Annotated in this window: 24 protein-coding genes; 12 read left to right on the top strand and 12 right to left on the bottom strand. The window is 59.4% G+C overall.

Annotation, left to right across the window (positions count from 1 at the left end; genetic code table 11):
- Positions 1-3: 3 nt before the first annotated feature.
- Together EDF70_RS18235 and EDF70_RS18230 are read right to left on the bottom strand one after the other, a co-directional pair.
- Entirely contained in the window at positions 4-864 is an 861-nt protein-coding gene (locus EDF70_RS18235; RefSeq protein WP_132276454.1) for an RNA methyltransferase, read from the bottom strand.
- On the bottom strand, positions 861-2,054 hold the full coding sequence (locus EDF70_RS18230; protein ID WP_132276452.1) for a class I SAM-dependent rRNA methyltransferase: 1,194 nt from the start codon (positions 2,052-2,054) through the stop codon (positions 861-863). Before EDF70_RS18230 ends, EDF70_RS18235 begins: the two co-directional genes overlap by 4 nt.
- A 161-nt stretch (positions 2,055-2,215) precedes the next feature.
- On the opposite strand from EDF70_RS18230, the gene EDF70_RS18225 reads away from it, so the two are divergent.
- Positions 2,216-2,671: a carbon monoxide dehydrogenase subunit G gene (locus tag EDF70_RS18225; RefSeq protein ID WP_132276450.1), complete on the top strand. Its 456-nt coding sequence runs from the start codon at positions 2,216-2,218 to the stop codon at positions 2,669-2,671.
- 24 nt (positions 2,672-2,695) lie between these two features.
- Here EDF70_RS18225 and EDF70_RS18220 read toward each other — a convergent pair whose 3' ends face one another.
- The 3 genes from EDF70_RS18220 to sppA form a co-directional block, all read right to left on the bottom strand.
- Positions 2,696-3,028 (bottom strand): LapA family protein, encoded by a 333-nt coding sequence (locus tag EDF70_RS18220; protein WP_132276448.1) that lies wholly within the window; start codon positions 3,026-3,028, stop codon positions 2,696-2,698.
- A 124-nt stretch (positions 3,029-3,152) separates the two neighbouring features.
- On the bottom strand, positions 3,153-3,458 hold the full coding sequence (locus tag EDF70_RS18215) for an integration host factor subunit beta (RefSeq protein ID WP_112729732.1): 306 nt from the start codon (positions 3,456-3,458) through the stop codon (positions 3,153-3,155).
- A gap of 24 nt (positions 3,459-3,482) precedes the next feature.
- On the bottom strand, positions 3,483-4,442 hold the full coding sequence (gene sppA / locus EDF70_RS18210) for a signal peptide peptidase SppA (protein ID WP_132276446.1): 960 nt from the start codon (positions 4,440-4,442) through the stop codon (positions 3,483-3,485).
- Between the two features lie 377 nt (positions 4,443-4,819).
- Between sppA and lptC the strand changes: the two genes are divergently transcribed.
- The 6 genes from lptC to ptsN all read left to right on the top strand — a co-directional run bounded on the left by lptC (position 4,820) and on the right by ptsN (position 9,839).
- Positions 4,820-5,395, top strand: a complete 576-nt coding sequence (gene lptC / locus EDF70_RS18205; RefSeq protein WP_348639725.1) for an LPS export ABC transporter periplasmic protein LptC — start codon at positions 4,820-4,822, stop codon at positions 5,393-5,395.
- Between the two features lie 9 nt (positions 5,396-5,404).
- On the top strand, positions 5,405-5,953 hold the full coding sequence (locus EDF70_RS18200; RefSeq protein ID WP_132276444.1) for an LptA/OstA family protein: 549 nt from the start codon (positions 5,405-5,407) through the stop codon (positions 5,951-5,953).
- 96 nt (positions 5,954-6,049) lie between these two features.
- Positions 6,050-6,760, top strand: coding sequence for an LPS export ABC transporter ATP-binding protein (gene lptB / locus EDF70_RS18195; RefSeq protein ID WP_245519243.1), 711 nt, complete (start codon positions 6,050-6,052; stop codon positions 6,758-6,760).
- Between the two features lie 152 nt (positions 6,761-6,912).
- The gene (gene rpoN, locus EDF70_RS18190; RefSeq protein WP_132276442.1) at positions 6,913-8,475 is read left to right on the top strand and encodes an RNA polymerase factor sigma-54; all 1,563 of its coding nucleotides are present in this window, start codon (positions 6,913-6,915) and stop codon (positions 8,473-8,475) included.
- Positions 8,476-8,736: 261 nt separating this feature from the next.
- Positions 8,737-9,309, top strand: coding sequence for a ribosome-associated translation inhibitor RaiA (gene raiA / locus EDF70_RS18185; RefSeq protein WP_132276440.1), 573 nt, complete (start codon positions 8,737-8,739; stop codon positions 9,307-9,309).
- Between the two features lie 65 nt (positions 9,310-9,374).
- Entirely contained in the window at positions 9,375-9,839 is a 465-nt protein-coding gene (ptsN, locus tag EDF70_RS18180) for a PTS IIA-like nitrogen regulatory protein PtsN (RefSeq protein WP_132276438.1), read from the top strand.
- Positions 9,840-9,937: 98 nt separating this feature from the next.
- Here ptsN and grpE read toward each other — a convergent pair whose 3' ends face one another.
- Positions 9,938-10,555, bottom strand: a complete 618-nt coding sequence (gene grpE / locus EDF70_RS18175; RefSeq protein WP_132276436.1) for a nucleotide exchange factor GrpE — start codon at positions 10,553-10,555, stop codon at positions 9,938-9,940.
- A gap of 106 nt (positions 10,556-10,661) precedes the next feature.
- Positions 10,662-11,750, bottom strand: coding sequence for a heat-inducible transcriptional repressor HrcA (gene hrcA, locus EDF70_RS18170; RefSeq protein ID WP_132276434.1), 1,089 nt, complete (start codon positions 11,748-11,750; stop codon positions 10,662-10,664).
- 164 nt (positions 11,751-11,914) lie between these two features.
- Here hrcA and rph point away from each other — a divergent pair, with 164 nt between their 5' ends.
- Entirely contained in the window at positions 11,915-12,637 is a 723-nt protein-coding gene (gene rph / locus EDF70_RS18165; protein ID WP_132276432.1) for a ribonuclease PH, read from the top strand.
- Positions 12,638-12,659: 22 nt separating this feature from the next.
- Here the strand turns inward: rph and EDF70_RS18160 are convergent, their stop codons facing one another.
- Positions 12,660-12,845, bottom strand: coding sequence for a hypothetical protein (locus tag EDF70_RS18160; RefSeq protein ID WP_132276430.1), 186 nt, complete (start codon positions 12,843-12,845; stop codon positions 12,660-12,662).
- Positions 12,846-12,896: 51 nt separating this feature from the next.
- Between EDF70_RS18160 and EDF70_RS18155 the strand changes: the two genes are divergently transcribed.
- The 4 genes from EDF70_RS18155 to EDF70_RS18140 are packed head-to-tail and all read left to right on the top strand — an operon-like array spanning position 12,897 to position 15,910.
- Positions 12,897-13,301, top strand: coding sequence for a VOC family protein (locus EDF70_RS18155; protein WP_132276428.1), 405 nt, complete (start codon positions 12,897-12,899; stop codon positions 13,299-13,301).
- A gap of 10 nt (positions 13,302-13,311) precedes the next feature.
- Positions 13,312-13,956 carry an RdgB/HAM1 family non-canonical purine NTP pyrophosphatase gene (gene rdgB / locus EDF70_RS18150; protein ID WP_132276426.1) on the top strand — a complete coding sequence of 215 codons (645 nt, stop codon included), beginning with the start codon at positions 13,312-13,314 and terminating at the stop codon, positions 13,954-13,956.
- Positions 13,957-13,966: 10 nt separating this feature from the next.
- Positions 13,967-15,157: a radical SAM family heme chaperone HemW gene (gene hemW / locus EDF70_RS18145; RefSeq protein WP_132276424.1), complete on the top strand. Its 1,191-nt coding sequence runs from the start codon at positions 13,967-13,969 to the stop codon at positions 15,155-15,157.
- Positions 15,158-15,166: 9 nt separating this feature from the next.
- On the top strand, positions 15,167-15,910 hold the full coding sequence (locus EDF70_RS18140) for a class I SAM-dependent methyltransferase (RefSeq protein ID WP_132276422.1): 744 nt from the start codon (positions 15,167-15,169) through the stop codon (positions 15,908-15,910).
- A 3-nt stretch (positions 15,911-15,913) separates the two neighbouring features.
- On the opposite strand, the gene EDF70_RS18135 is transcribed toward EDF70_RS18140, so the two are convergent.
- The 4 genes from EDF70_RS18135 to rpsT all read right to left on the bottom strand — a co-directional run bounded on the left by EDF70_RS18135 (position 15,914) and on the right by rpsT (position 19,997).
- Entirely contained in the window at positions 15,914-16,510 is a 597-nt protein-coding gene (locus tag EDF70_RS18135; RefSeq protein ID WP_132276420.1) for a class I SAM-dependent methyltransferase, read from the bottom strand.
- A 9-nt stretch (positions 16,511-16,519) separates the two neighbouring features.
- On the bottom strand, positions 16,520-17,170 hold the full coding sequence (locus EDF70_RS18130; protein WP_245519229.1) for a LysE family translocator: 651 nt from the start codon (positions 17,168-17,170) through the stop codon (positions 16,520-16,522).
- A 132-nt stretch (positions 17,171-17,302) separates the two neighbouring features.
- Positions 17,303-18,871 (bottom strand): chromosomal replication initiator protein DnaA, encoded by a 1,569-nt coding sequence (gene dnaA / locus EDF70_RS18125; RefSeq protein WP_245519242.1) that lies wholly within the window; start codon positions 18,869-18,871, stop codon positions 17,303-17,305.
- An 859-nt stretch (positions 18,872-19,730) separates the two neighbouring features.
- Complete coding sequence (rpsT, locus tag EDF70_RS18120; RefSeq protein WP_132276416.1) at positions 19,731-19,997, bottom strand: 30S ribosomal protein S20; 267 nt, start codon at positions 19,995-19,997, stop codon at positions 19,731-19,733.
- Positions 19,998-20,107 lie beyond the last annotated feature (110 nt).

The raw sequence follows: 20,107 nt of genomic DNA, 5'->3' as shown, positions 1-20,107 counted from the left end.
TTTTCAGATTTTCAGGAGATGGCGGCGGGCTTCGAACAGCATGACCGCCGTTGCCACCGCGAGATTGAGACTGTCTGCGAGGCCCTGCTGCGGAATGCGCACCAGACGCGTGGCTGCCTTGGCGAGGTTTTCCGGCAGGCCGGATTGCTCGTTGCCCATCAGGATCGTGACCGGCTTTTTCGAGTAATCGACCGTGCGGTAATCGACGGCACCGGCAAGATGCGTGGCGACCAGCTCCGAACCGGCATGTTTCTGCCAGGACAGGAATTCGTCGACCGAGGTGCGGATCAAAGGCGTCGCAAAGATCGAGCCCATGGTGGCGCGCACGGTTTCCAGCGAAAACGGATCGGTACATTCGCCGACCAGAATGACGCCCGAAGCACCGGCGGCATCGGCAGTGCGGATGATCGTGCCGAGATTACCGGGATCCCGCACACGGTCGAGCGCGACAAAGGTCTGGCCGTTTTCCGGGCGGATGTCCGACAGGCGGGTCCAGCGGCTTTCGAAAATGCCGACAACCATTTGCGGATTGTCGCGACGGGTGATCGACGACAGCACCTTTTCGCTGACTTCCAGCACAAGGCCGCCATTGGCGACCGTCTTTGTCGCCACCTGTTCGACCAGTGGCTTGCCCTTGGCGGCCTTGGCATAAACCAACGTGCGGATTTTCCAACCGAGTTCCAGCGCATCGATGACCAGCTTCAGGCCTTCGGCCATGAACGTGCCGGTCTCTTCGCGGGTCTTCTTGTCGGACAGCGCCTTGATGTCCTTGACGATCGGATTGGCGAGGCTGGTGACTTCCTTCACCTGGCCGACGCGGCGCGGGCCTTCCCGCCTGAAATCGGAACGATATTCTTCGGTCATTTCGGCACCCAGCGGGAAAAGAGGGAAGTGGAGAGCGCGCGCTCGTGACCCTTGCCGTCAAGACCGGCCTCGCGGATGACGAGTTCGCCAGATTCGACGACGCCGCCTGCGCCACGCATGGTTTCGCGCATCAGTTCATGGATGGAATAGAAGCTGGCGCGGATAGAATAGGCGGTCAACACAAGCCCGACAGCCTTGGGCGACAAAAGCTCGCGGCAGATATCAAGCATGTTCGGCAGGTGCTCGAACAGATGCCAGACTTCGCCATTCGGCCCGCGCCCGAACTTCGGCGGGTCGGTAAGGATGATGTCGTATTTGCTGCCGCGGCGTTCCTCGCGCTGGATGAACTTCATGGCATCCTCGCAGATCCAGCGGATCGGCGCCTTGTCGAGACGGGCCAACGACTGGTTTTCGCGCGCCCAGCCGATCGCCTTTTTCGAGGCATCGACATGGGTGACCTCGGCGCCGGCACCGGCAGCCACCAGCGAGGCGACGCCGGTATAACCAAACAGGTTCAGCACTTTCAACGGACGATCGGCCTTTTCCTGTTGTTCCTTGACCCAGGCCCAATGGACGATCTGTTCCGGGAACACGCCGACATGGCGGAAGGAAGTGAAACGGCCGAGAAAATCGATGCCGAGCAGCGACAGTGGCCAGGTTTCGCCCAGCGCCTCTTTTGGAAAACGCCAGCGACCCATGCCATCCTCATCCGTATCGCCGGTAAAGACCGCATCGGCGTTTTCCCAGACATGGTCGGGCAGAGCCGGCTTCCACAAAGCCTGCGCTTCCGGGCGAACGATACGGTAAGGGCCGTATTGCTCGAGCTTCAACCCGTTGCCGGTATCGATCAGGTGGAAATCGCCGGCACCGGTGGATTCGAGGATGACCGGGATGCGTTCGGGCGGACGCTCTCCCTTGCGCTCGATCATCGGCCGCTGTTCAGCTGCCGCTGCCTGTCGCGCTTCTGCTTCACGCAGATTGCCGAATTGCGCATGCTCGCTGCGGACGGCGCGCGGCTTTGCTTCAACGCGCTGTTCCGGCGGGCGGGCGGGCTTTTGAGGTTTTGCAGCGACCTTGGGCGATGCGTGACGCTCGCTGCGGGCAGCAGCGGGTTTTCCGCCGGCCTTGCCAGTCGGCTTTGCCGGTTTGCCGGCGGGGCGCGATCCCGGTCGCCGTTCCTTGTTCTTCATGGTCATTTTCCCGAGCACGATCAGGCCGATCCGGTCGGGCCTTCCTTTATCTGGCGTGCAAATAGCATTGCTGCGCCCCTTGGCAAAGGGCTTTCCCTTTCGCAGATAGATGACAAAAGACAGGATAAGCGGCATGACCGCGGAAAAGAAGGAGCAGGCCCATGGATGTGACCGGCGAGGAACGCATTGCAGCGCCGCGCGACAAAGTCTGGGCCGGCCTCAATGATGCAGACATATTGAAGCGCTGCATCCCGCACTGCCAGAGCCTGGAATGGCAATCGGACAGCGAACTGGCGGCTGTCATCCGCATCAAGCTCGGGCCTTTTTCCAGCAATTTTTCCGGCACGATCACGCTGTCGAACGTCAATGCGCCTGCCAGCTACCGCCTTTCGGCAGCCGGCAAGGGCGGCATTCTGGGTTTCGCGCAAGGGGCGGCCGACGTGGAACTGGTTGAAGACGGCGGGCAAACCATTCTGCGCTACAGGGCCGCGGCCGAACTCGGCGGGCGGCTGGCGCAGATGGGCACCAAGCTGATCGGCGCTGCGACGCAAAGGCTGGCGGCGCGGTTCTTTTCGGATTTCAATGATGCGGTGAGTGAAGAACGGACGGAAGCCTGAAGCGAACAGGCAAATTCCGCGAGGTTACTTGATCCGCAGCTGCTTCGCCTCGACCGGCGAGATCGACGGTTTGCCGTTCTGCTGCCATTTCAGCGCTTCGCGCGCTTCCGTGCGGGCCTGTTTGCGATAACGGCCCTGGTTCCACCAGGTAACCGTCGAGCCGACCGCCATGCCGAAAATCACCGAGAGGAACAGCACGGCAAAGAGCGGAGCAGAAACCGACAGCACGCTGTCCTGCGGTTGGAACGGGTTGAGCGCAAGCGTGACGCTCTGGCGATTGGCAACGCAGAGCACGATCAGCAGGATGCCGAGCGGTACAAAAATCACGAGATTGGCGATTTTCCTGACCTTTGTCATGGTCCCTCTCATAATTCCTGCAATTGTCGAACTGCGGTATGGGCCGGCGACCGTGATACCGGCCACCTCCATCACCTAGTTCTTGAAATCCGCTTTTCAAGCGAGGCGATGCACTGCCAACGGCTCAGTCGGCATCTTCTTCATCGGCAAGATCGGGGTTCAGCCGCTCGCGCAGCTCCTTGCCGGTCTTGAAGAAGGGCACCCATTTTTCCTCGACGAACACGGTTTCACCGGTGCGCGGGTTGCGGCCAGAGCGCGACGGGCGGTTTTTCACCGAGAACGCGCCAAAACCGCGCAGCTCCACGCGGTTGCCACCGGCAAGCGCGTCGGTGATCTCGTCGAGAACGGCGTTGACGATATTTTCCACGTCACGGTGATAAAGATGCGGGTTGCGGGCCGCGACGATCTGCACCAGTTCCGACTTGATCACGATCTTCCCCCAGAAATCATTGAATTATCTGTCACTACCAACCTGCCAAACGGAAACAAGACCGTCAAGGAACAACTTATCGCCGCCCCACTGCCGCATCGCTTCCGGTGAAAGACCGGTTTCGATGCCCATCAGCCGGGCGAAGTAGACGACGGCTGTCGGCAGCGAGAAAAACGAGCTATCGTCCTTCTTCTTCCAATCCAGCACCGGCAGGCTTTTTGCAACACCCTTGGTATCGAGCCAGTCACGGATTTCCTTCTCGCCGCCGAGCTGATCGACCAGCTTAAGCTTCAGCGCCTGACGGCCGGTGAAGATCGAGCCATCGGCAAGCTTCAAGGTTTCCTCACGCGACAGGCCGCGACGTTCTGCCACAAGATCGACGAACCAGTCATAGCTGTCCGTGATCATCGAGCGGATCATCGCCTTGGCCTCTTCGCTGGCCGGATGGAATGGCGAAGGTTCGGCCTTAAGCGGTGACGACTTGATTTCCTGCAGCGAGACGCCGAGCTTCTTCATCAGCTCATCGACCTGCGGATACTGGAAGATGACGCCGATCGAGCCGGTGATCGAGCTTTCGCCGGCGATGATCATGTCACCGGCAGAGGCGATCATGTAGCCGGCGGAAGCAGCAAGCGTGCGCACATCGGAGACGACCGGCTTCTTTTCTGAGATGGCGCGGATGGCCTTGAAGATGCGCTCGCCGCCATAAGTGGTGCCGCCCGGCGAGGAGATCGAGACGATCACGGCCTTGACCTGATCGTTGTTGGCGATCCTGTCGAGCCTTTCGAGCAGCTCGGTATTGTCAGTGATCATGCCGGAGATTTCGACACGCGCCACATGCGGGCGCACTGTGCCCTGCTGATCGCCGGCTGCAAAACGATAAAGGGAAAAGCCGATGGCAACGACCAGAACAAAGGCGGCGATGCGCCAGAAGGTCAGCTTGCGGCGCAGACGCCTGCGGTCGGCATAGGCCATTTGATCCATGATGGTCTTTATTCCTCGTCAATCTCTATCGGTCCTAGAACCTTTCACGGAAAAAAGGAACCGGGCCGGTAAAAATCAAGGGAAGCGGTGTTGTAACAGCCGAAAAAAGCCGGGCAACCGCAGGTGCTTGGCAGATCAGACGATTGCGGGTACACGTATTTGTGTCGTCCATTATTGTTTGTTGATGATTAATCGCCATATTCAAGGCTCAGGACGCAGGCTGCCAAGCGCCGCGGCCATTCACATTAGACAATGCGGACGCATAACCGACTGCCTGGAGATACCCACTGCAGACCCTCGCTCAATCCGGCCCCACTGATGATGCAGCGCTTCGACAGACCAGAGCCTACAAGCTGGCGCTGACGCATTCGTCGCGTGTGAAGAAGCTGAAGGTGCTACTGCCGGTCGCCGCACTGATCATTTCAATGCTTTTTATCGGCGTGTCGTTCATCCGCACGTTTCTGCCGGAAAACCTGACGATCCAGAGCGCCAAGATCGAGGACGGCAAGATCGTCATGGAAAGCCCGGCGATTGCAGGGCGCAACGACGATGGCGTCAGCTATTCGATGACGGCGTCGCGGGCGCTGCAGGATCTTGCCGATCCCAACATGATCTCGCTGGAAAACGTCAAGGCGGCGATGCCGATGAGCAAGGACGTGATCGCTCGCGTCGTGGCCACCAGCGGTCTGTTCGATCGCGCCACCGACCGCATGAAGCTGACCGCGCCGTTCGACGTCAACCTCAGCAATGGCCTGACGGCAAAGTTCCAGTCGGCCAATATGGATGTGAAGGCGGGAACACTCGAGACAGCCGACACAATAACAATCTCCACTCCGGAAGCGTCTATTGTTGCAGACTCGATGAAGATAACGGATAAGGGAAAAACCATTACCTTCACAGGCGGGGTCCGGGTCGATCTCGAAGCCGCCTCGCTCAACAACCAAGATAAATAGAGCCCGGCCATGACCCTTCGCCGTTTCCTGACCTCGATGACCGTCCCGGCTGCGCTGGCTGCCTGTTGCATGGCCAGCTCCGCGCTGGCGCAATCGTCCACCCGCATGGAGGGCATGACGCTTTCCAACGACAAGCCGATCCAGATCGAAAGCGACCAGCTGGAAATTCAGGACACCGAAAAGAAGGCTTATTTCACCGGGAATGTGCGCGTTGTGCAGGGTACGACGACGATGCGCGCCGGCAAGATGACCGTGCTTTATCTGGGTGAAGGCTCTTCCGTGACCTCGGGCAACACCCAGATCGACAAGATTTTTCTGAACGACACCGTTCACCTGACCTCTGGCGAGCAGAATGCCACCGCCGATCAGGGCATATTCACCATGGCCTCGCAGACATTCGAGTTGACCGGCAAGCAGGTCGTTCTGTCCGACGGGCCGAATGTTTTCCGCGGCTGCAAGCTGACCGTGCTGATGAAGACGGGCGAGGCCAAACTGACGCCATGCAGCGGCACGCGCGTTCAGATCCTGCTCGACCCGAAATCGAAGCCACAGCAGTAATCGCGCCCAGTGAAGAAAATTTTCGCCAAACAGCCGAAGCCAGGCCAGCCGGAACCTTTCGACCCGCGTGACAAAGCGCGTTACGAAGGCACGCTCATCGCACATGGCCTGACCAAGACCTATGACTCGCGACGCGTCGTCAATGGCGTGTCGCTGGTCGTGCGCCGCGGCGAGGCTGTCGGACTGCTGGGACCGAACGGTGCCGGCAAGACCACCTGTTTCTACATGATCACCGGCCTGGTCGGCGTCGATCTCGGCATGATCGCCATCAACGGCAATGACGTGACGCGGATGCCGATGTACCGCCGCGCACGCCTTGGCGTCGGCTACCTGCCACAGGAAGCGTCGATCTTTCGTGGACTGACGGTGGAGGAAAACATCCTTGCCGTTCTGGAAGTCCACCAGAAGGACAAGAAGCTGCGTGCCCGCAAGCTCGATGAGCTGCTGGAAGAATTCCACATCGAGCGGCTGCGCAAGTCACCGGCCGTGGCGCTTTCGGGTGGTGAACGTCGCCGCCTGGAAATTGCGCGCGCTCTCGCCACCGACCCGGCCTTCATGCTGCTTGACGAACCGTTTGCCGGCGTCGATCCAATTTCGGTATCGGACATCCAGAATCTCGTGCGCCACTTGACGGCACGCGGCATCGGCGTTCTGATTACGGACCATAACGTGCGTGAGACGCTGGGCCTCATTGACCGCGCCTATATCATCCATGCCGGCGAGGTTCTGACCCACGGTCGCGCAGACGACATCGTCAACAATGCCGATGTGCGCCGCCTTTATCTGGGCGACAAGTTCAGCCTCTGACGAACAAACGTCATGAAAATGGCGCCGACGGCATGTCGGCGCTTGACCAAACCAATTTAAAAAGCAATTTTTGGGCCAAGTGAGATTTCCCGCGCTTCCACGCGGGAAAAAACCCACGACTGGGAGATCGTCAGGGGAGTTTCGCGTCCATCATGGCCCTAGCCGCCAGCCTTTTTCTGCGACAGAGCCAGTCGCTCGTCATGACGCCACAGCTGATGCAGTCGATCCAACTGCTTCAGATGACGCATTTCGAGTTGAACCAGTTCATCGCGCAGGAGGTGGAAAAGAACCCGCTGCTCGATTTTTCACCAAACGATGCCCACGGTTCAGGCAACAATGCCGGCCTCGAAGCTTCCGGCGACGAGCGGGACGCCCCCTCCTCCGATGAAGTCCGCGGCGATGGCGACAGCCAGCCCGACTGGTATGACGCCGACCGCGACGATGGCGGCAAACATCTTTCCGAACAGCTGGACGTCAATTTCGAAAACGTCTTTCCCGACGACATGCCGCAGGCCCGCCCCGATGCGCCGGAGTTGATGGGCCAGTGGAAGTCCATGCCCGGCGGCGACAGCGGCGAAGCCTATAATCTCGAGGAATTTGTTGCCGGACACCTGAGCCTGCGCGATCACGTCAACCAGCAGGTTCCGCTGCTGGTCTCTTCGCTGGCAGAACGGCTCATTGCCCAGCACCTTGTCGACCAGCTGGATGATGCCGGTTATCTGCAGGCAGATACGGACGAGATAGCCACGCGCCTGGGTACGGGACGCGCCGAGGTGGAAGCGGTTCTGCAGCGGCTGCAGACGCTCGATCCGCCCGGTATTTTTGCGCGATCCCTAGCGGAATGCCTGGGCATTCAGCTGAAACAGAAAGATCGCTTCGACCCGGCCATGCGGACGCTGATCGAACATCTGGAGCTTCTGGCAAAGCGCGATTTCGCGACACTTCGCAAGCTGTGCGGCGTCGACGACGAGGATCTTGTCGACATGCTGGCGGAAATTCGCCAGCTCAACCCAAAGCCCGGCAGCGGCTTCGAAACCGGCATTTCCGAGGCGATCGTGCCCGATGTGGTGGTGCGATCGGGCGCCGATGGCGGCTGGGCGATCGAGCTCAATCCGGACACGTTGCCGAAAGTGCTGGTCAACCAGACCTATTTCCAGACTGTCTCGAAGACGGTGGCGAAAAAGAGCGAGGATCAGGCATTCCTGTCGGAATGCATGCAGAATGCCAGCTGGCTGACCCGCAGCCTCGATCAGCGCGCCCGTACGATCATGAAGGTTGCCACCGAGATCGTCCGCCAGCAGGACGCTTTTCTCGTGCACGGCGTCAGTCATCTGCGACCGCTGAACCTGAAAACCGTGGCCGACGCCATCAAGATGCACGAATCGACCGTGAGCCGCGTCACCTCCAACAAATACATGCTGACGCCGCGCGGCCTGTTTGAGCTCAAATATTTCTTCACCGTATCAATCGGTTCGGCCGAGGGTGGAGACAATCATTCGGCGGAAGCCGTCCGCCATCGGATTCGCCAAATGATCGCGCAGGAATTGCCCGAGTCGGTGCTCTCGGATGACGACATTGTTATCAGCCTGAAGAAGGGTGGCGTGGATCTGGCTCGCCGCACGGTTGCAAAATATCGCGAAGCGATGAACATCCCCTCCTCGGTGCAGAGGCGCCGTGAAAAGCGCGCAATGGCAAAGATTTCCGCCGCCGGCTGAGGCCTTTTCGGACCCCACAAAAGCCCGAGTTACCCACAGGCACAGGACGTTGCGCAATATGCTAATTTTCGTTGCCGTTGACTTTCCGGACCTCTGCGTCTAGAAGCCCGCCGCATCGGCTTGGAGATATGCGCCGCACCCTTGATCCCTCAAACATGACCTGACAACGCAATTTGCCTCATCACCGCGTGAAGAGCTTGGATGCATCCGCGGCTTGGCGTAAACTGGTTCGTGCAAGTCACGACAAGAAGGAAACAATCCATGAGTGTGCGTGTATCTGGAAAGCATATGGAGATTGGCGACTCGTTCCGTCAGAAGATCGAAAGCCATATCGGCGATGCGGTTACCAAATACTTCGACGGGGGATATTCCAGCCAGGTGATCGTCGAGAAGGCGGGTTCTTCGCGCTTCTCGGCAGACTGCAAGATCCACCTCGATTCGGGCGTGGTGTTCCACGCAGCCGGTGAGGCGAACGATCCGCAGCTGAGCTTCGATGCTGCTGCTGAACGGATCGAAAAGCGTCTGCGCCGCTACAAGCGTCGTCTCAAGGACCATCATGCCACCAATGGCAATGGTCACGAGGACGTTGCCTACGCGATCATGGATTCCATTCCTGACGACGACCAGGAAGTGGCGGAGGATTACGCTCCGACCATCGTCGCCGAGAGCTCAAAGCAGCTGCGCACCATGACGGTGGCAACGGCTGTCATGGCGCTCGACATGACCGATGAACCGGTTCTTCTGTTCCGCAGCCCGGACAAGGAATTGAACATCGTTTACCGCCGCAACGACGGCAATATTGGCTGGGTCGACGCCGCCAATATCAAAGGATAAGAGACTTGTCGGGAGCGGTTAACGCCGCTCCCCTCGCCCCGGTTGGTGGCAAAAGGATGAGAAGAATGGCTTTGGCAGATCTGCTGCAGCAAGATGCAATTATCCCCAGCTTGAAGGTGAATTCCAAAAAGCAACTGCTGCAGGAACTGGCTGCCAAGGCTGCCAAACTGACCGGCGTGCCTGAACGCGAGATTTTTGACGTGATCGTGCAGCGCGAACGCCTCGGCTCGACCGGCGTCGGCCATGGCATTGCCATTCCGCACGGCAAGCTGACAGCCATTTCGCAGATCGTCGGCCTGTTTGCCCGTCTCGACACGCCTGTCGATTTCGAAGCGCTGGATGACGAACCGGTCGATCTCGTCTTCCTGCTTCTGGCACCTGAAGGTGCCGGCGCCGACCACCTGAAGGCGCTTTCGCGCATTGCCCGCGTGCTGCGTGACCAGGACCTGGTAACCAAGCTGCGCGCCACCGATTCCGCCTCGGCGATCTACGCCTTCCTTAACGAGGAACAGGCTTCCAACGCCGCCTGAGGTAATCTCAAGGTTTCACAAACGAAAAGCCCCGGGTATCTGTCGATACCCGGGGCTTTTTGCTGGAATGCTGTCCCGCTGGAATGGCGTCAGGCCTATCAGGCCTTTTCGTCGGCCACTTCAATCTTCGGGCCACCCTTGGCAACGCCGACCATAGCCGGACGCAGGACGCGGTCGCCGATTTTGTAGCCGTCCTGGACGACCTGTACGACGGTGTTGTTGGGAACGGCCGGGTTCGGCACTTCGAACATCGCCTGATGGAAGTTCGGGTCGAACTTTTCGCCTTCCGGCTCGATCTTTTTCACGCCGTGGCGCTCCAGCGTCGAGAGCATGGAGCGTTCGGTCATTTCCACGCCTTCGAGAAGCGTGGTGAGGCCGGCATCCGCTGCTGCACGCATTTCTGCCGGAACGGCATCGAGCGCACGGCGAAGATTGTCGGACACGCCGAGCATGTCGCGGGCAAAGCTGGTGACGCCATAAACCTTGGCATCCTTCAGTTCGCGTTCGGTGCGGCGGCGCAGGTTGTCCATATCGGCAGCGAGGCGCACGAAACGGTCGCGCAGGTCGGCATTTTCGGCCTGAAGCTCCGCAATCGGATCAAACTCGGCGACGTCGGCTTCGGTCGCAGCAGTATCCTCCAGCGCGGATGCCACGGCTTCGGCAGCGTTTTCGTCCGCTGCCGCGTCAGTGCCGTTGTTCTTGGTTTCGTCGGTCATGACGGTCTCCGGATGGTGTTCGTGTGAAGTGGCCCCGATATCAGGGTTTGAGGCGAAAAAATCAAGGCTTTGCGGCAATCAAGCGACATCCGGGCAATCAAGGCCCTCAAAGAGGGTTGCGCGACATGCGGGCGAGAAGCTGGGCGGTGTAATCCACCATCGGCACGATGCGCGAATAGTTGAGCCGTGTCGGGCCGATGACGCCGACAGCGCCGACGATGCGATCGTCTCCGTCACGATAGGGCGCAACGATGAGCGACGAACCGGACAGCGAAAACAGCTTGTTTTCCGAGCCGATGAAGATGCGCACGCCCGGCCCGCTTTCGGCGAGGTCAAGGATCTCGATCAGACTGTCCTTCTTTTCCAGATCATCGAACAGGAGACGCAGACGATCCATGTCGTCCGCCCCTTCCAGCCCCTGAAGAAGGTTGGCGCGGCCACGCACGATCAGCTGTGCCGGCTTGCCCTCGCCATTGTCGCCTGACCAGACGGCAAGGCCACGGGCAACGAGATCCTGTGAAAGGGCATCAAGTTCCCCCTTCACCTCATCCTTGAGCTTCGAGATCTGGCTGCGGAAATTGGGCAGCGTCTGGCCGGTCAGGTGGGCGTTGACGAAATTGGCAGCTTCGGTGAGCTGCGACGAGGTGATGCCCGAAGGCAGCTCAATGACGCGGTTTTCCACCTGATTGTGCTCGCCGACCAGGATGGCGAGTGCCTTGGTGGGCTCCAGCCGGATGAATTCGACATGTTTGAGAACCGGATCACTTTTCGAGGTGATGACGATGCCGGCGCCGCGCGAGACGCCGGACAGCATGCGGCTCGCCTCTGTCAGCATGCTCTCGATCGGCTGGCCGCGATCCGACGCCCGCACTTCGCGATCGATATTGGCGCGTTCTTCCGGTGACAGGTCCCCCACCTGCATGAAGGCATCGACGAAGAAACGCAGGCCTGTCTGGGTGGGCAGGCGGCCGGCGCTGATATGCGGTGAATAGACCAGGCCAAGTTCTTCGAGATCGCTCATGACATTGCGCACCGACGCCGGTGACAGCGACATGGGTAGAAGACGCGACAGGTTGCGCGAACCGAGCGGTTCTCCGTTTTCCAGATAGCTTTCAACGATGCGGCGAAAGATTTCGCGCGAACGGTCGTCGAGGATGGACGTGCCATCCCTGCCCGTCGATGCCGAAAATACCATCTCTATCCCTATCGTTGCCGCACGCCTTCGGTGCCGTCTCTCATCAGATATAATGCCGCTCTGCCCTTGGCAAAAGGGAAAAGCGACGAAGCGGCCTCCGGCTTTTCCTTTGCAAAAGCGCCCTTGGGGCTCTAGAAACGCGATCACCAATTATGGAGCAAAGCATGCGGCCTTCAGGCAGAAAAACCGACCAGATGCGCAAGATCTCTTTCGAGCGCAATTTTTCCAAGCACGCGGAAGGGTCGTGCCTCGTGAAATTCGGCGAGACGCATGTGCTGTGCACGGCAAGCCTTGAGGAAAAGACGCCGCCGTGGCTGCGCAATTCCGGCAAGGGCTGGGTGACCGCCGAATACGGCATGCTGCCACGCGCCACCGGTGACCGCATGCGGCGCGAAGCTGCCACCGGCAAGCAGGGCGGTCGCACGCAGGAAATCCAGCGCCTGATCGGCCGCTCCCTGCGCGCCGTCGTGGACCTCGAAGCCCTCGGCGAAAAGCAGATCACCATCGACTGCGACGTCATTCAGGCGGATGGCGGTACACGCACGGCGGCCATCACCGGCGGCTTCATTGCCCTGCATGACTGCCTGAAGTGGATGGAAGCCCGCAACATGGCCAAGGTCGACAAGGTTCTCAAAGACCATGTCGCCGCCATTTCCTGCGGCATCTTTGCCGGCCAGGCGGTGATCGACCTCGATTACCTCGAGGATTCGGCTGCCGAAACCGACGCCAATTTCGTGATGACCGGCTCGGGCGGCATTGTCGAGGTTCAGGGTACCGCGGAAGGCAAACCGTTCAGCCGCGAGGAATTTTTGACGCTGCTGGATCTGGCGACGGCCGGCACTGCCGAGCTGGTGGCCATGCAGAAGGCTGTGCTTGCGGGTCAGTGATCGTGAAGGGCGCGGGCGGCGATCAGGAATCGTCGCTGCCCGACCCGTAGATATTTGTCCCGTAATTCGGCTCATGACTGGTGTCACGGGCTTCCGGCAGAAACTTTTTCCCGCCGAAGCCAACAGGATGAATCGCCCACCAGATGCTGGCGGCGATCAGAAGCATGCCTGTTACAAGGCCGATGGTCACTGACAGCCAAACTGCCATAGATTGCTTCCCCGCCTATCAATACAGTCATTCATAACATGAGACAAAGTCATGATCGACGGCATTCTCGAAACGGCTCTTTACGTCGATGACCTCGATGCCGCCGAGGCCTTCTACGGCAGTCTCCTCGGCCTCGAAAGAATCTCACGCGCCGGCGACCGCCATGTCTTCTTTCGCTGCGGCCCCAGCATCCTCCTGATCTTCAATCGCCACGAAACCATCAAGCCGCCCTCCCCCGATGCCCTGCCGGTTCCGGGCCATGGCACGACCGGCGCGGGCCACGCCTGTTTCCGTGTCGATGCCGAAGCGATTGACTTGATCGCCGAAAAGCTCAACAAGGCAGGCGTTTCCATCGAAAGCGACTTTCGCTGGCCGAACGGCGCGCGATCGATCTATTTGCGCGATCCGGACGGCAACAGCCTGGAATGCGCCGAACCCAAACTCTGGAATCTTTGAAGGACCGCCCATGCGCAAGCTCGAGACCCGCACCATTGTCGTTGCCAGCCACAATGCCGGAAAAATCCGCGAGATCGCCGACCTGATCGGCCCGTTCGGTTTTTCGGCGAAATCTGCGGCCGAGCTGAAATTCGCGGAACCGGATGAGACGGGCACGACCTTTGAAGAAAATGCGGCCATCAAGGCATTGGCCTCTGCCAAGGCATCCGGCATGCCTGCCCTTTCCGACGATAGCGGTCTGGTGATCGACGCGCTGGATGGCGCGCCGGGCGTCTATACCGCCAACTGGGCCGAGCGCGAGGATGGCAGCCGCGATTTTCCCTGGGCCGTGCAGAAGGTGGAAACCGCATTGCAGGACAAAGGCGCGACCACGGCCGACAAACGTACCGCGCGTTTCGTCAGCGTACTGTGCCTGGCATGGCCGGATGGCCACACCGAAATGTTCAGAGGCGAAGTCGAGGGTACGATCGCCTGGCCGCCGCGCGGCGCCGATGGTTTTGGTTACGACCCGATCTTTCAGCCGGAAGGTTACGACACCACATTCGGCGAGATGACGGCGGAAGAAAAGCATGGGTGGCAGCCCGGTGATGCGCAAGCGCTTTCCCACCGTGCCCGTGCCTTCAAGATCTTTGTCGAAACCTGCCTGGAAGCGTAAACAACACCTCATGGACACCGTACTCGACCGCCATGCCAAATTGCTGCCCGATACCGGCGAACCCGGTTTCGGGGTCTATGTGCATTGGCCGTTCTGTGCCGCCAAGTGTCCCTATTGCGACTTCAACAGCCATGTCCGCCATCAGCCCGTCGATCAGGAGCGGTTTACCGCCGCCTTCCTGAAGGAAATGGAATGGATGCGGCAGATGAGCGGCCCGAAAACCGTGACCAGCGTGTTTCTGGGTGGCGGCACGCCGTCGCTGATGCATCCGAACACGGTGTCCGCCATTCTCGACGGCATAGCCAAGAATTGGCACATGCCCGATGGCATCGAGATCACCATGGAAGCCAATCCTTCCAGCGTCGAAGCCGATCGTTTTCGCGGATACCGGGCCGGTGGTGTCAACCGCGTGTCGCTCGGCGTGCAGGCGCTGAACGACCGTGATCTGAAATTTCTCGGCCGTCTGCATGACGTGGAAGACGCGCTGAAGGCGATCAAGCTGGCGCGCGACATTTTTCCGCGCATGTCCTTCGACCTTATTTACGCACGGCCGAAGCAGACTGTTGCCGAATGGGAAGCCGAGCTGCATCAGGCAATCGGCTTTGCCGTCGACCATCTGTCGCTCTACCAGCTGACGATCGAGGAAGGCACGCCCTTCTACGGCCTGCACAAGGCCGGCAAGCTAATCGTTCCCGATGGTGACCAGTCAGCAGACCTCTACGAGGCGACGCAGGAGATTACCGCACGTTTCGGCATGCCGGCTTATGAAGTGTCCAACCACGCACAGCCGGGCGCTGAAAGCCGCCATAACCTGACCTACTGGCGTTATGGCGATTATGCGGGCATCGGCCCCGGCGCGCATGGGCGGCTGACACGCGGCTCCTACAAGGTTGCCACCGCCACCGAACGCAAACCGGAAGCCTGGCTCGACCTCGTAGAGGCGCATGGCCACGGCATGGTGGAGCAGGAAATGCTCGGTTATGACGAGATGGCAGACGAACTGCTGTTGATGGGGCTGCGGCTGACCGAGGGTGTCGACCTGGCCCGCTGGCAGCAATTGTCCGGCCGCGACCCCAACCCGGAGCGCGAGCAGACTTTACTGGAACACGGGTTTATCGAACGCATCGGCAATTCCCGCCTGCGCTGCACGCCTTCGGGCATGCTGATCCTGGATGCCGTGGTGGCCGATCTGGCGTTTTGAGGTTTTGCCATGCCGGTCGATGACGCCTTCTCCCGCGCCGACCTTGCCCGACTGTACGATGCACTCAACCCGGCCGGTGCGGATAGCGAATTTTACCTGCGGCTTGCCACGCAGCCATGCAGTATTGTCGATGTCGGCTGCGGCACCGGCCTGCTGACGCTCCTTTACGCGCAGGGTGGACATGACGTGACCGGCGTGGAACCGGCAGAAGGTATGCTGGCCATGGCGCGGCAAAATGATGTCACCGCCTTGGTGCATTGGCTGGCTGCGACCGGTGCCGATTTTATCAGCGACAATCGCTTCGACCTTGCAGTCATGACAGGCCACGTCTTTCAGGTATTCCTGAACGACGCCGCGACGCTGGCTGTCCTGAAAAACATCCGCAGCCACCTGAAACCCGGCGGCCGGCTGGCGTTCGATAGTCGCAACCCTCTGGCGCGGGCCTTTGATGGCTGGACTGCGGAAAAGACGCTTCGGCATATCGAGCTCGGCGGCTCAGGGACCGTCTGCGTTCACCATCAGCTTCTGGCGGTGGACGGCGAACAGGTCACGTTTGAAACTGTCTTCGATTTTATCGACGCAGGACGTCTGGAGACAAGCCGCAGCACCTTGCGCTTTCCATCACAAGACACGATTGCGGCGCTTCTTGCGCAAGCCGGTTTTGACGGCATCGACTGGATCGGCTACTGGGATGGTTCGGCATTTGCACCGGAAAGCCGTGAGATCATTGTGGTCGCCCACAAAGCCCGCTGACACTCATGCCTTCACGGCAAGAAGATGCAGCCAGTCGGTCGACTGGCCGTCATAGGCGCCGCCATGGGTGATATCCAGCGCCATAGTTCGCCATGGCAGCACGCTGCAAACGTCCTTCAACCACGTCTGCGACGGATAATTGTAATAACGGCCAAGGCCATCATGCCCTTCCGCCTCTCCTGCCTTGAAGCTGGCGTAAAAGGCGCCGCCGGGACGAAGTGCGCGGTGGATGCGTGCAAGGATGACGCCCAGATCGACGCGGGGCACATGCAGAAGGCAGGCATTGGCCCAGATGCCATCAAAGGCCGATACCGCGGCGATCTCCGAGAAAGACAGTACCGAGACCGGCATTTTCAGGCGGCGAGAGGCTTCGGCGGCAATTTCGGCGATACCGTCCGTCGGCGTCACCCGAAAGCCGCGTGACAGCATTTCGGCACTGTCGCGGCCGTTGCCGCAGCCGAGCTCCAGAACTTTCGCACCCTGTGGCAGAAGCGCGAGAAAGGGATCGAGGCGCTCGCGGCTGGGCGCCTGCGCATGCTCGACATAGGTCTTGGCATTGTCCGCATAGAACCGGCTGGTGGGATCCTGCGGTGCGGCCATCACCTTCTCCTATCGCGACAACATCAGCTTGGTGCCGAAACCCAGAAACACCAAACCGACACCGAGATCGATCTTCTTCTTGGCCTTGAGATAGGCAGCGGCAACACGGGGATGAGTGATGAGGCCGACGAGAATGGTGTAATAGACCGTCGAGACCATGATCATCACGGCGATGGCGGCAAGACCATAGAGAAACGGCGTGCCGGCCGGCATGGTGGCGGCAAACAGCGAGGCCACGAACAGCGCCGATTTCGGATTGGCGAGATTGGTGGCAATCCCCATGCGGTAGGCCGCTTTCAGCGGCACGTCGATCTTGGCGGTACCAAGTTCGGCAACCGGACCCGAGCGGCGCAGATCGCGCAAAATCTTGAAACCGAGATAGACGAGATAAAGCCCACCGACGATTTTCAGTGCCAGATAGGCGAAGGGAGCCGCCTGAAACAGTGCATTGATGCCGAGCCAGCCGGCAAGGCCCCAGAGAAACGTGCCGGTGATCGTGCCGGCGGCTGCGACGACGGCAACCCTGCGCGGTGCGGTCAGGGCATAACGCATGACCAGCAGCGTGCTCGGCCCCGGTGTGATACAGGCAACCGCCCAGATGGTGGCAACGGAAATCAGAAACACTTTTTCGGCCCCTTCAGGCATGTCTTGTTTTGACAAGACATGCGCCCTGGAAACGGCCTGGGTCAAGAGGTGCTGCTCGCACAACGAAACGCGGCGCGAGCAAATGCTCCGCCGCGTTGTTCCGTCATGCAGGCATGGATCATGGCGCGGCTGGCGGCCGCGCCGCCATCAGGCGTTGTTGTCGTTGATCAGGCGCTTCAGGAGTTCGATCTCCTGGCCGAGCTTGGTGTCGCCGCCGATCAGATCCTCGATCTTGCGCACGGCATGCAGAACCGTGGTGTGGTCACGACCACCGAAACGACGGCCGATTTCCGGGAAGGAACGCGGCGTCAGGGTCTTTGCCAGATACATGGCGATCTGGCGCGGCTTGACGATGACGCGGGTACGGCGGTTCGACACCAGTTCCTGGCGCGAAACGTTGTAATGACGGGCAACGATGCGCTGGATGTCCTCGATGCGCACACGCTTGGCTTCGCCGGTGCCGACCAGATGCGCCAGCAGTTCATCGACGCGCTCGAGCGACAAGGATGGCTCGAACGAGCGGCGGAAGATCAGCTGGTTGAACGCACCTTCAATCTCGCGACCGCTATTGGCAACATTGCGCGCAACGTGGCTGAGGATTTCTTCCGGAATATCGAGCGAAGGATCGTCCTGGCGGGAAATTTCGAGGCGGCGCTTGAGCATTTCGAAGCGCATCTCGTAGTCCGGCGATTCCATCTCGATATTGACGCCGCCCTGCAAACGCGAACGGACGCGGGTATCAAGCGATTCCAGTTCCCACGGCGCACGGTCGGCAGCAACAACCACCTGTTTGGCGCTGTCGAGCAGCATGTTGAGAAGATGACAGAACTCGTTCTGGATCATCTTTCCCTGCAGGAACTGCATGTCGTCGATGATCAGCAGATCGATATTGCGCAGCGACTCCTTCAGCGTCAGGGCGTCGTTGTCGCGGATGGCGGTGGCGAAACGCCACATGAAATATTCGGCGGTCAGGTAAACGACGCGCGGGTTGCGGTCGCTGTTGACGGCAGCATTGGCGATCGCCTGCAAAAGGTGGGTCTTGCCGAGGCCGACGCCCGAATGAATGAACAGCGGGTTGAAGCGTACGGCATTGGCACCGGCATCCGCGATGGTGCGGGCAGCGGCAAGAGCAACGCGGTTGGACGGGCCGTCGACAAAGGTATCGAACGTGTAACGGCTATCGAGCGGCGAACCGAACAAAGGACCGGCTGCAGACGGCTGACGCTGCGTCGACGAGGATGCGGCCTGCATCGGGGTCGGGAAAGAGGCGATCTGGCCGATTTCACGCGGCGGCTGGCGACGGGCAGGCTGAACGGCCGGTGCCGCATCAGCAGTCGACGGACGTTCTTCGGCGCCGGCACGAACCGGACGACCGGCAGTGCGCACCAGGATTTCGACCTTGAGGATTTCGGAATCCTCGGCCTGCATGATGGTGGTGATCAGATCAAGGTAACGGTTGTTGATCCACGACTTCAGAAAGGTGGTCGGCACGCTCAGCCGGACAACGCTCTTGGAGACGGAATGAAGTTTAAGACGTCCGAACCAGCTCGTATAGACTTCAAGGCCAACCTGCGCTTTGAGGCGCGCGCTGAACCGCTCGAAAAGAGCATCATTCTGCATTTCAGATTTTTCCCCTGCCGCCTGGGAGCAAACTGAATCCAACGTCTGCGGTACCGTATCGCTTTCGCCAAAAGCCCGGATCGGAGCCGTGTTCATCTGCATTGCTGTGCCGCCTTCCAATATTACTCACGCCCGGCGGCCGTACATTTCGTACCGCCAGGTCGAACTCGTTAAATTGCGATCAGCTTGCCTCTCCTCGTAAGAGGCAGCGTCCCGCAGCAATTATTTAAATGTCGCTTGGGTCGAAACCCGAACACGACTTACCAGAAGCCCCTTGTCCCCGGCTCCAGATCGCATCTGATACGCGACACGACCGAAATACCCCATCCTCGTCATGGAGTATCGAAAGTCCCCTTCTCCATGGGGCCGGAATGCGGCCCCACTCATTCGACAACAACCGACCGCGCCGGAATCCGTAAGGATTACCGGTACACAACCGTTGGTTATATGAAAAAACGGAAACTGAACTTTCCGTCACAAGAGTCTAGAACGGGTTTGCCCCTGCTCTATACTTGGCGTTCGTCAGTGTTCCCGACAATTGCCCACGCCTCTTGTTGAGAGCCATTTAGGCAGGATCACATGCCAAGATCAACAGTGAATTTTACGCAAAATTAAACGGCAGCCGTTGACTCTTTTGGTCCAGTCGGCATCGATTTAAGTCCTTGTTCGAGAATCTCTTTTGAATCAACGGGATTCAAAAATGATGGGATTACTGGACGCGTCAGAAGCGAAAAAATAAAAATTCGCTTGACTCAAAATCGGACAGGTCACCCACCCCAAAAATCGATGCAATGCAACCTTTCCTTCTATAAGCATTTGATTTTCAACGAATTTTTATGTCACCGACTTGTTATCAATTCGTCAAATAGCCGGACAAGGATTCTCGTCATGAGGGAAACGCAAAAAAGCCCGGTCTAAGACCAGGCTTTGTTCGCAACTGCTAATGCAGAATGTATTAGGCCGAAAGAGCCTTAACGCGCTTGGCAAGACGCGAGACCTTACGGTCTGCAGTATTGCCATGCATAACGCCCTTGGTGGCGGCGCGCTGGATTTCCGGCTGAGCGGCCTTGAGGGCTGCTGCTGCGACCGTCAGATCACCCGTTGCGATAGCTTCTTCGACCTTGCGGATGAAGCCACGGACGCGCGAACGACGAGCCTTGTTGACTGCGGTACGGCGAGCGATCTTGCGGGTCGCCTTTTTCGCCGAAGTTGTATTGGCCATCTCATGCCTCTCTACGAATTCGAACCAAAACTCCACCATCGCCGCGCAGGGTCGTTGCGACCTTACCATCCAGCAATTCGGGAGCAATAGAGGAAGCCGTGATCAGGCTT

Origin of the sequence: Neorhizobium sp. JUb45 (assembly GCF_004343585.1) — a bacterium.
GTDB lineage: Bacteria > Pseudomonadota > Alphaproteobacteria > Rhizobiales > Rhizobiaceae > Neorhizobium.
Note: the sequence above shows the minus strand (reverse complement) of the source record. Positions and strands in the feature narration are given on the sequence as shown.

What these genes read in the sequence shown, in the direction of transcription:
- EDF70_RS18235 (WP_132276454.1), bottom strand. Translation starts at nt 864, where the DNA reads ATGACCGAAGAATATCGTTCCGATTTCAGGCGGGAAGGCCCGCGCCGC.
- EDF70_RS18230 (WP_132276452.1), bottom strand. Translation starts at nt 2,054, where the DNA reads ATGAAGAACAAGGAACGGCGACCGGGATCGCGCCCCGCCGGCAAACCG.
- EDF70_RS18225 (WP_132276450.1), top strand. Translation starts at nt 2,216, where the DNA reads ATGGATGTGACCGGCGAGGAACGCATTGCAGCGCCGCGCGACAAAGTC.
- EDF70_RS18220 (WP_132276448.1), bottom strand. Translation starts at nt 3,028, where the DNA reads ATGACAAAGGTCAGGAAAATCGCCAATCTCGTGATTTTTGTACCGCTC.
- sppA (WP_132276446.1), bottom strand. Translation starts at nt 4,442, where the DNA reads ATGGATCAAATGGCCTATGCCGACCGCAGGCGTCTGCGCCGCAAGCTG.
- EDF70_RS18200 (WP_132276444.1), top strand. Translation starts at nt 5,405, where the DNA reads ATGACCCTTCGCCGTTTCCTGACCTCGATGACCGTCCCGGCTGCGCTG.
- rpoN (WP_132276442.1), top strand. Translation starts at nt 6,913, where the DNA reads ATGGCCCTAGCCGCCAGCCTTTTTCTGCGACAGAGCCAGTCGCTCGTC.
- raiA (WP_132276440.1), top strand. Translation starts at nt 8,737, where the DNA reads ATGAGTGTGCGTGTATCTGGAAAGCATATGGAGATTGGCGACTCGTTC.
- ptsN (WP_132276438.1), top strand. Translation starts at nt 9,375, where the DNA reads ATGGCTTTGGCAGATCTGCTGCAGCAAGATGCAATTATCCCCAGCTTG.
- grpE (WP_132276436.1), bottom strand. Translation starts at nt 10,555, where the DNA reads ATGACCGACGAAACCAAGAACAACGGCACTGACGCGGCAGCGGACGAA.
- hrcA (WP_132276434.1), bottom strand. Translation starts at nt 11,750, where the DNA reads ATGGTATTTTCGGCATCGACGGGCAGGGATGGCACGTCCATCCTCGAC.
- rph (WP_132276432.1), top strand. Translation starts at nt 11,915, where the DNA reads ATGCGGCCTTCAGGCAGAAAAACCGACCAGATGCGCAAGATCTCTTTC.
- EDF70_RS18160 (WP_132276430.1), bottom strand. Translation starts at nt 12,845, where the DNA reads ATGGCAGTTTGGCTGTCAGTGACCATCGGCCTTGTAACAGGCATGCTT.
- EDF70_RS18155 (WP_132276428.1), top strand. Translation starts at nt 12,897, where the DNA reads ATGATCGACGGCATTCTCGAAACGGCTCTTTACGTCGATGACCTCGAT.
- rdgB (WP_132276426.1), top strand. Translation starts at nt 13,312, where the DNA reads ATGCGCAAGCTCGAGACCCGCACCATTGTCGTTGCCAGCCACAATGCC.
- hemW (WP_132276424.1), top strand. Translation starts at nt 13,967, where the DNA reads ATGGACACCGTACTCGACCGCCATGCCAAATTGCTGCCCGATACCGGC.
- EDF70_RS18140 (WP_132276422.1), top strand. Translation starts at nt 15,167, where the DNA reads ATGCCGGTCGATGACGCCTTCTCCCGCGCCGACCTTGCCCGACTGTAC.
- EDF70_RS18135 (WP_132276420.1), bottom strand. Translation starts at nt 16,510, where the DNA reads ATGGCCGCACCGCAGGATCCCACCAGCCGGTTCTATGCGGACAATGCC.
- dnaA (WP_245519242.1), bottom strand. Translation starts at nt 18,871, where the DNA reads ATGAACACGGCTCCGATCCGGGCTTTTGGCGAAAGCGATACGGTACCG.
- rpsT (WP_132276416.1), bottom strand. Translation starts at nt 19,997, where the DNA reads ATGGCCAATACAACTTCGGCGAAAAAGGCGACCCGCAAGATCGCTCGC.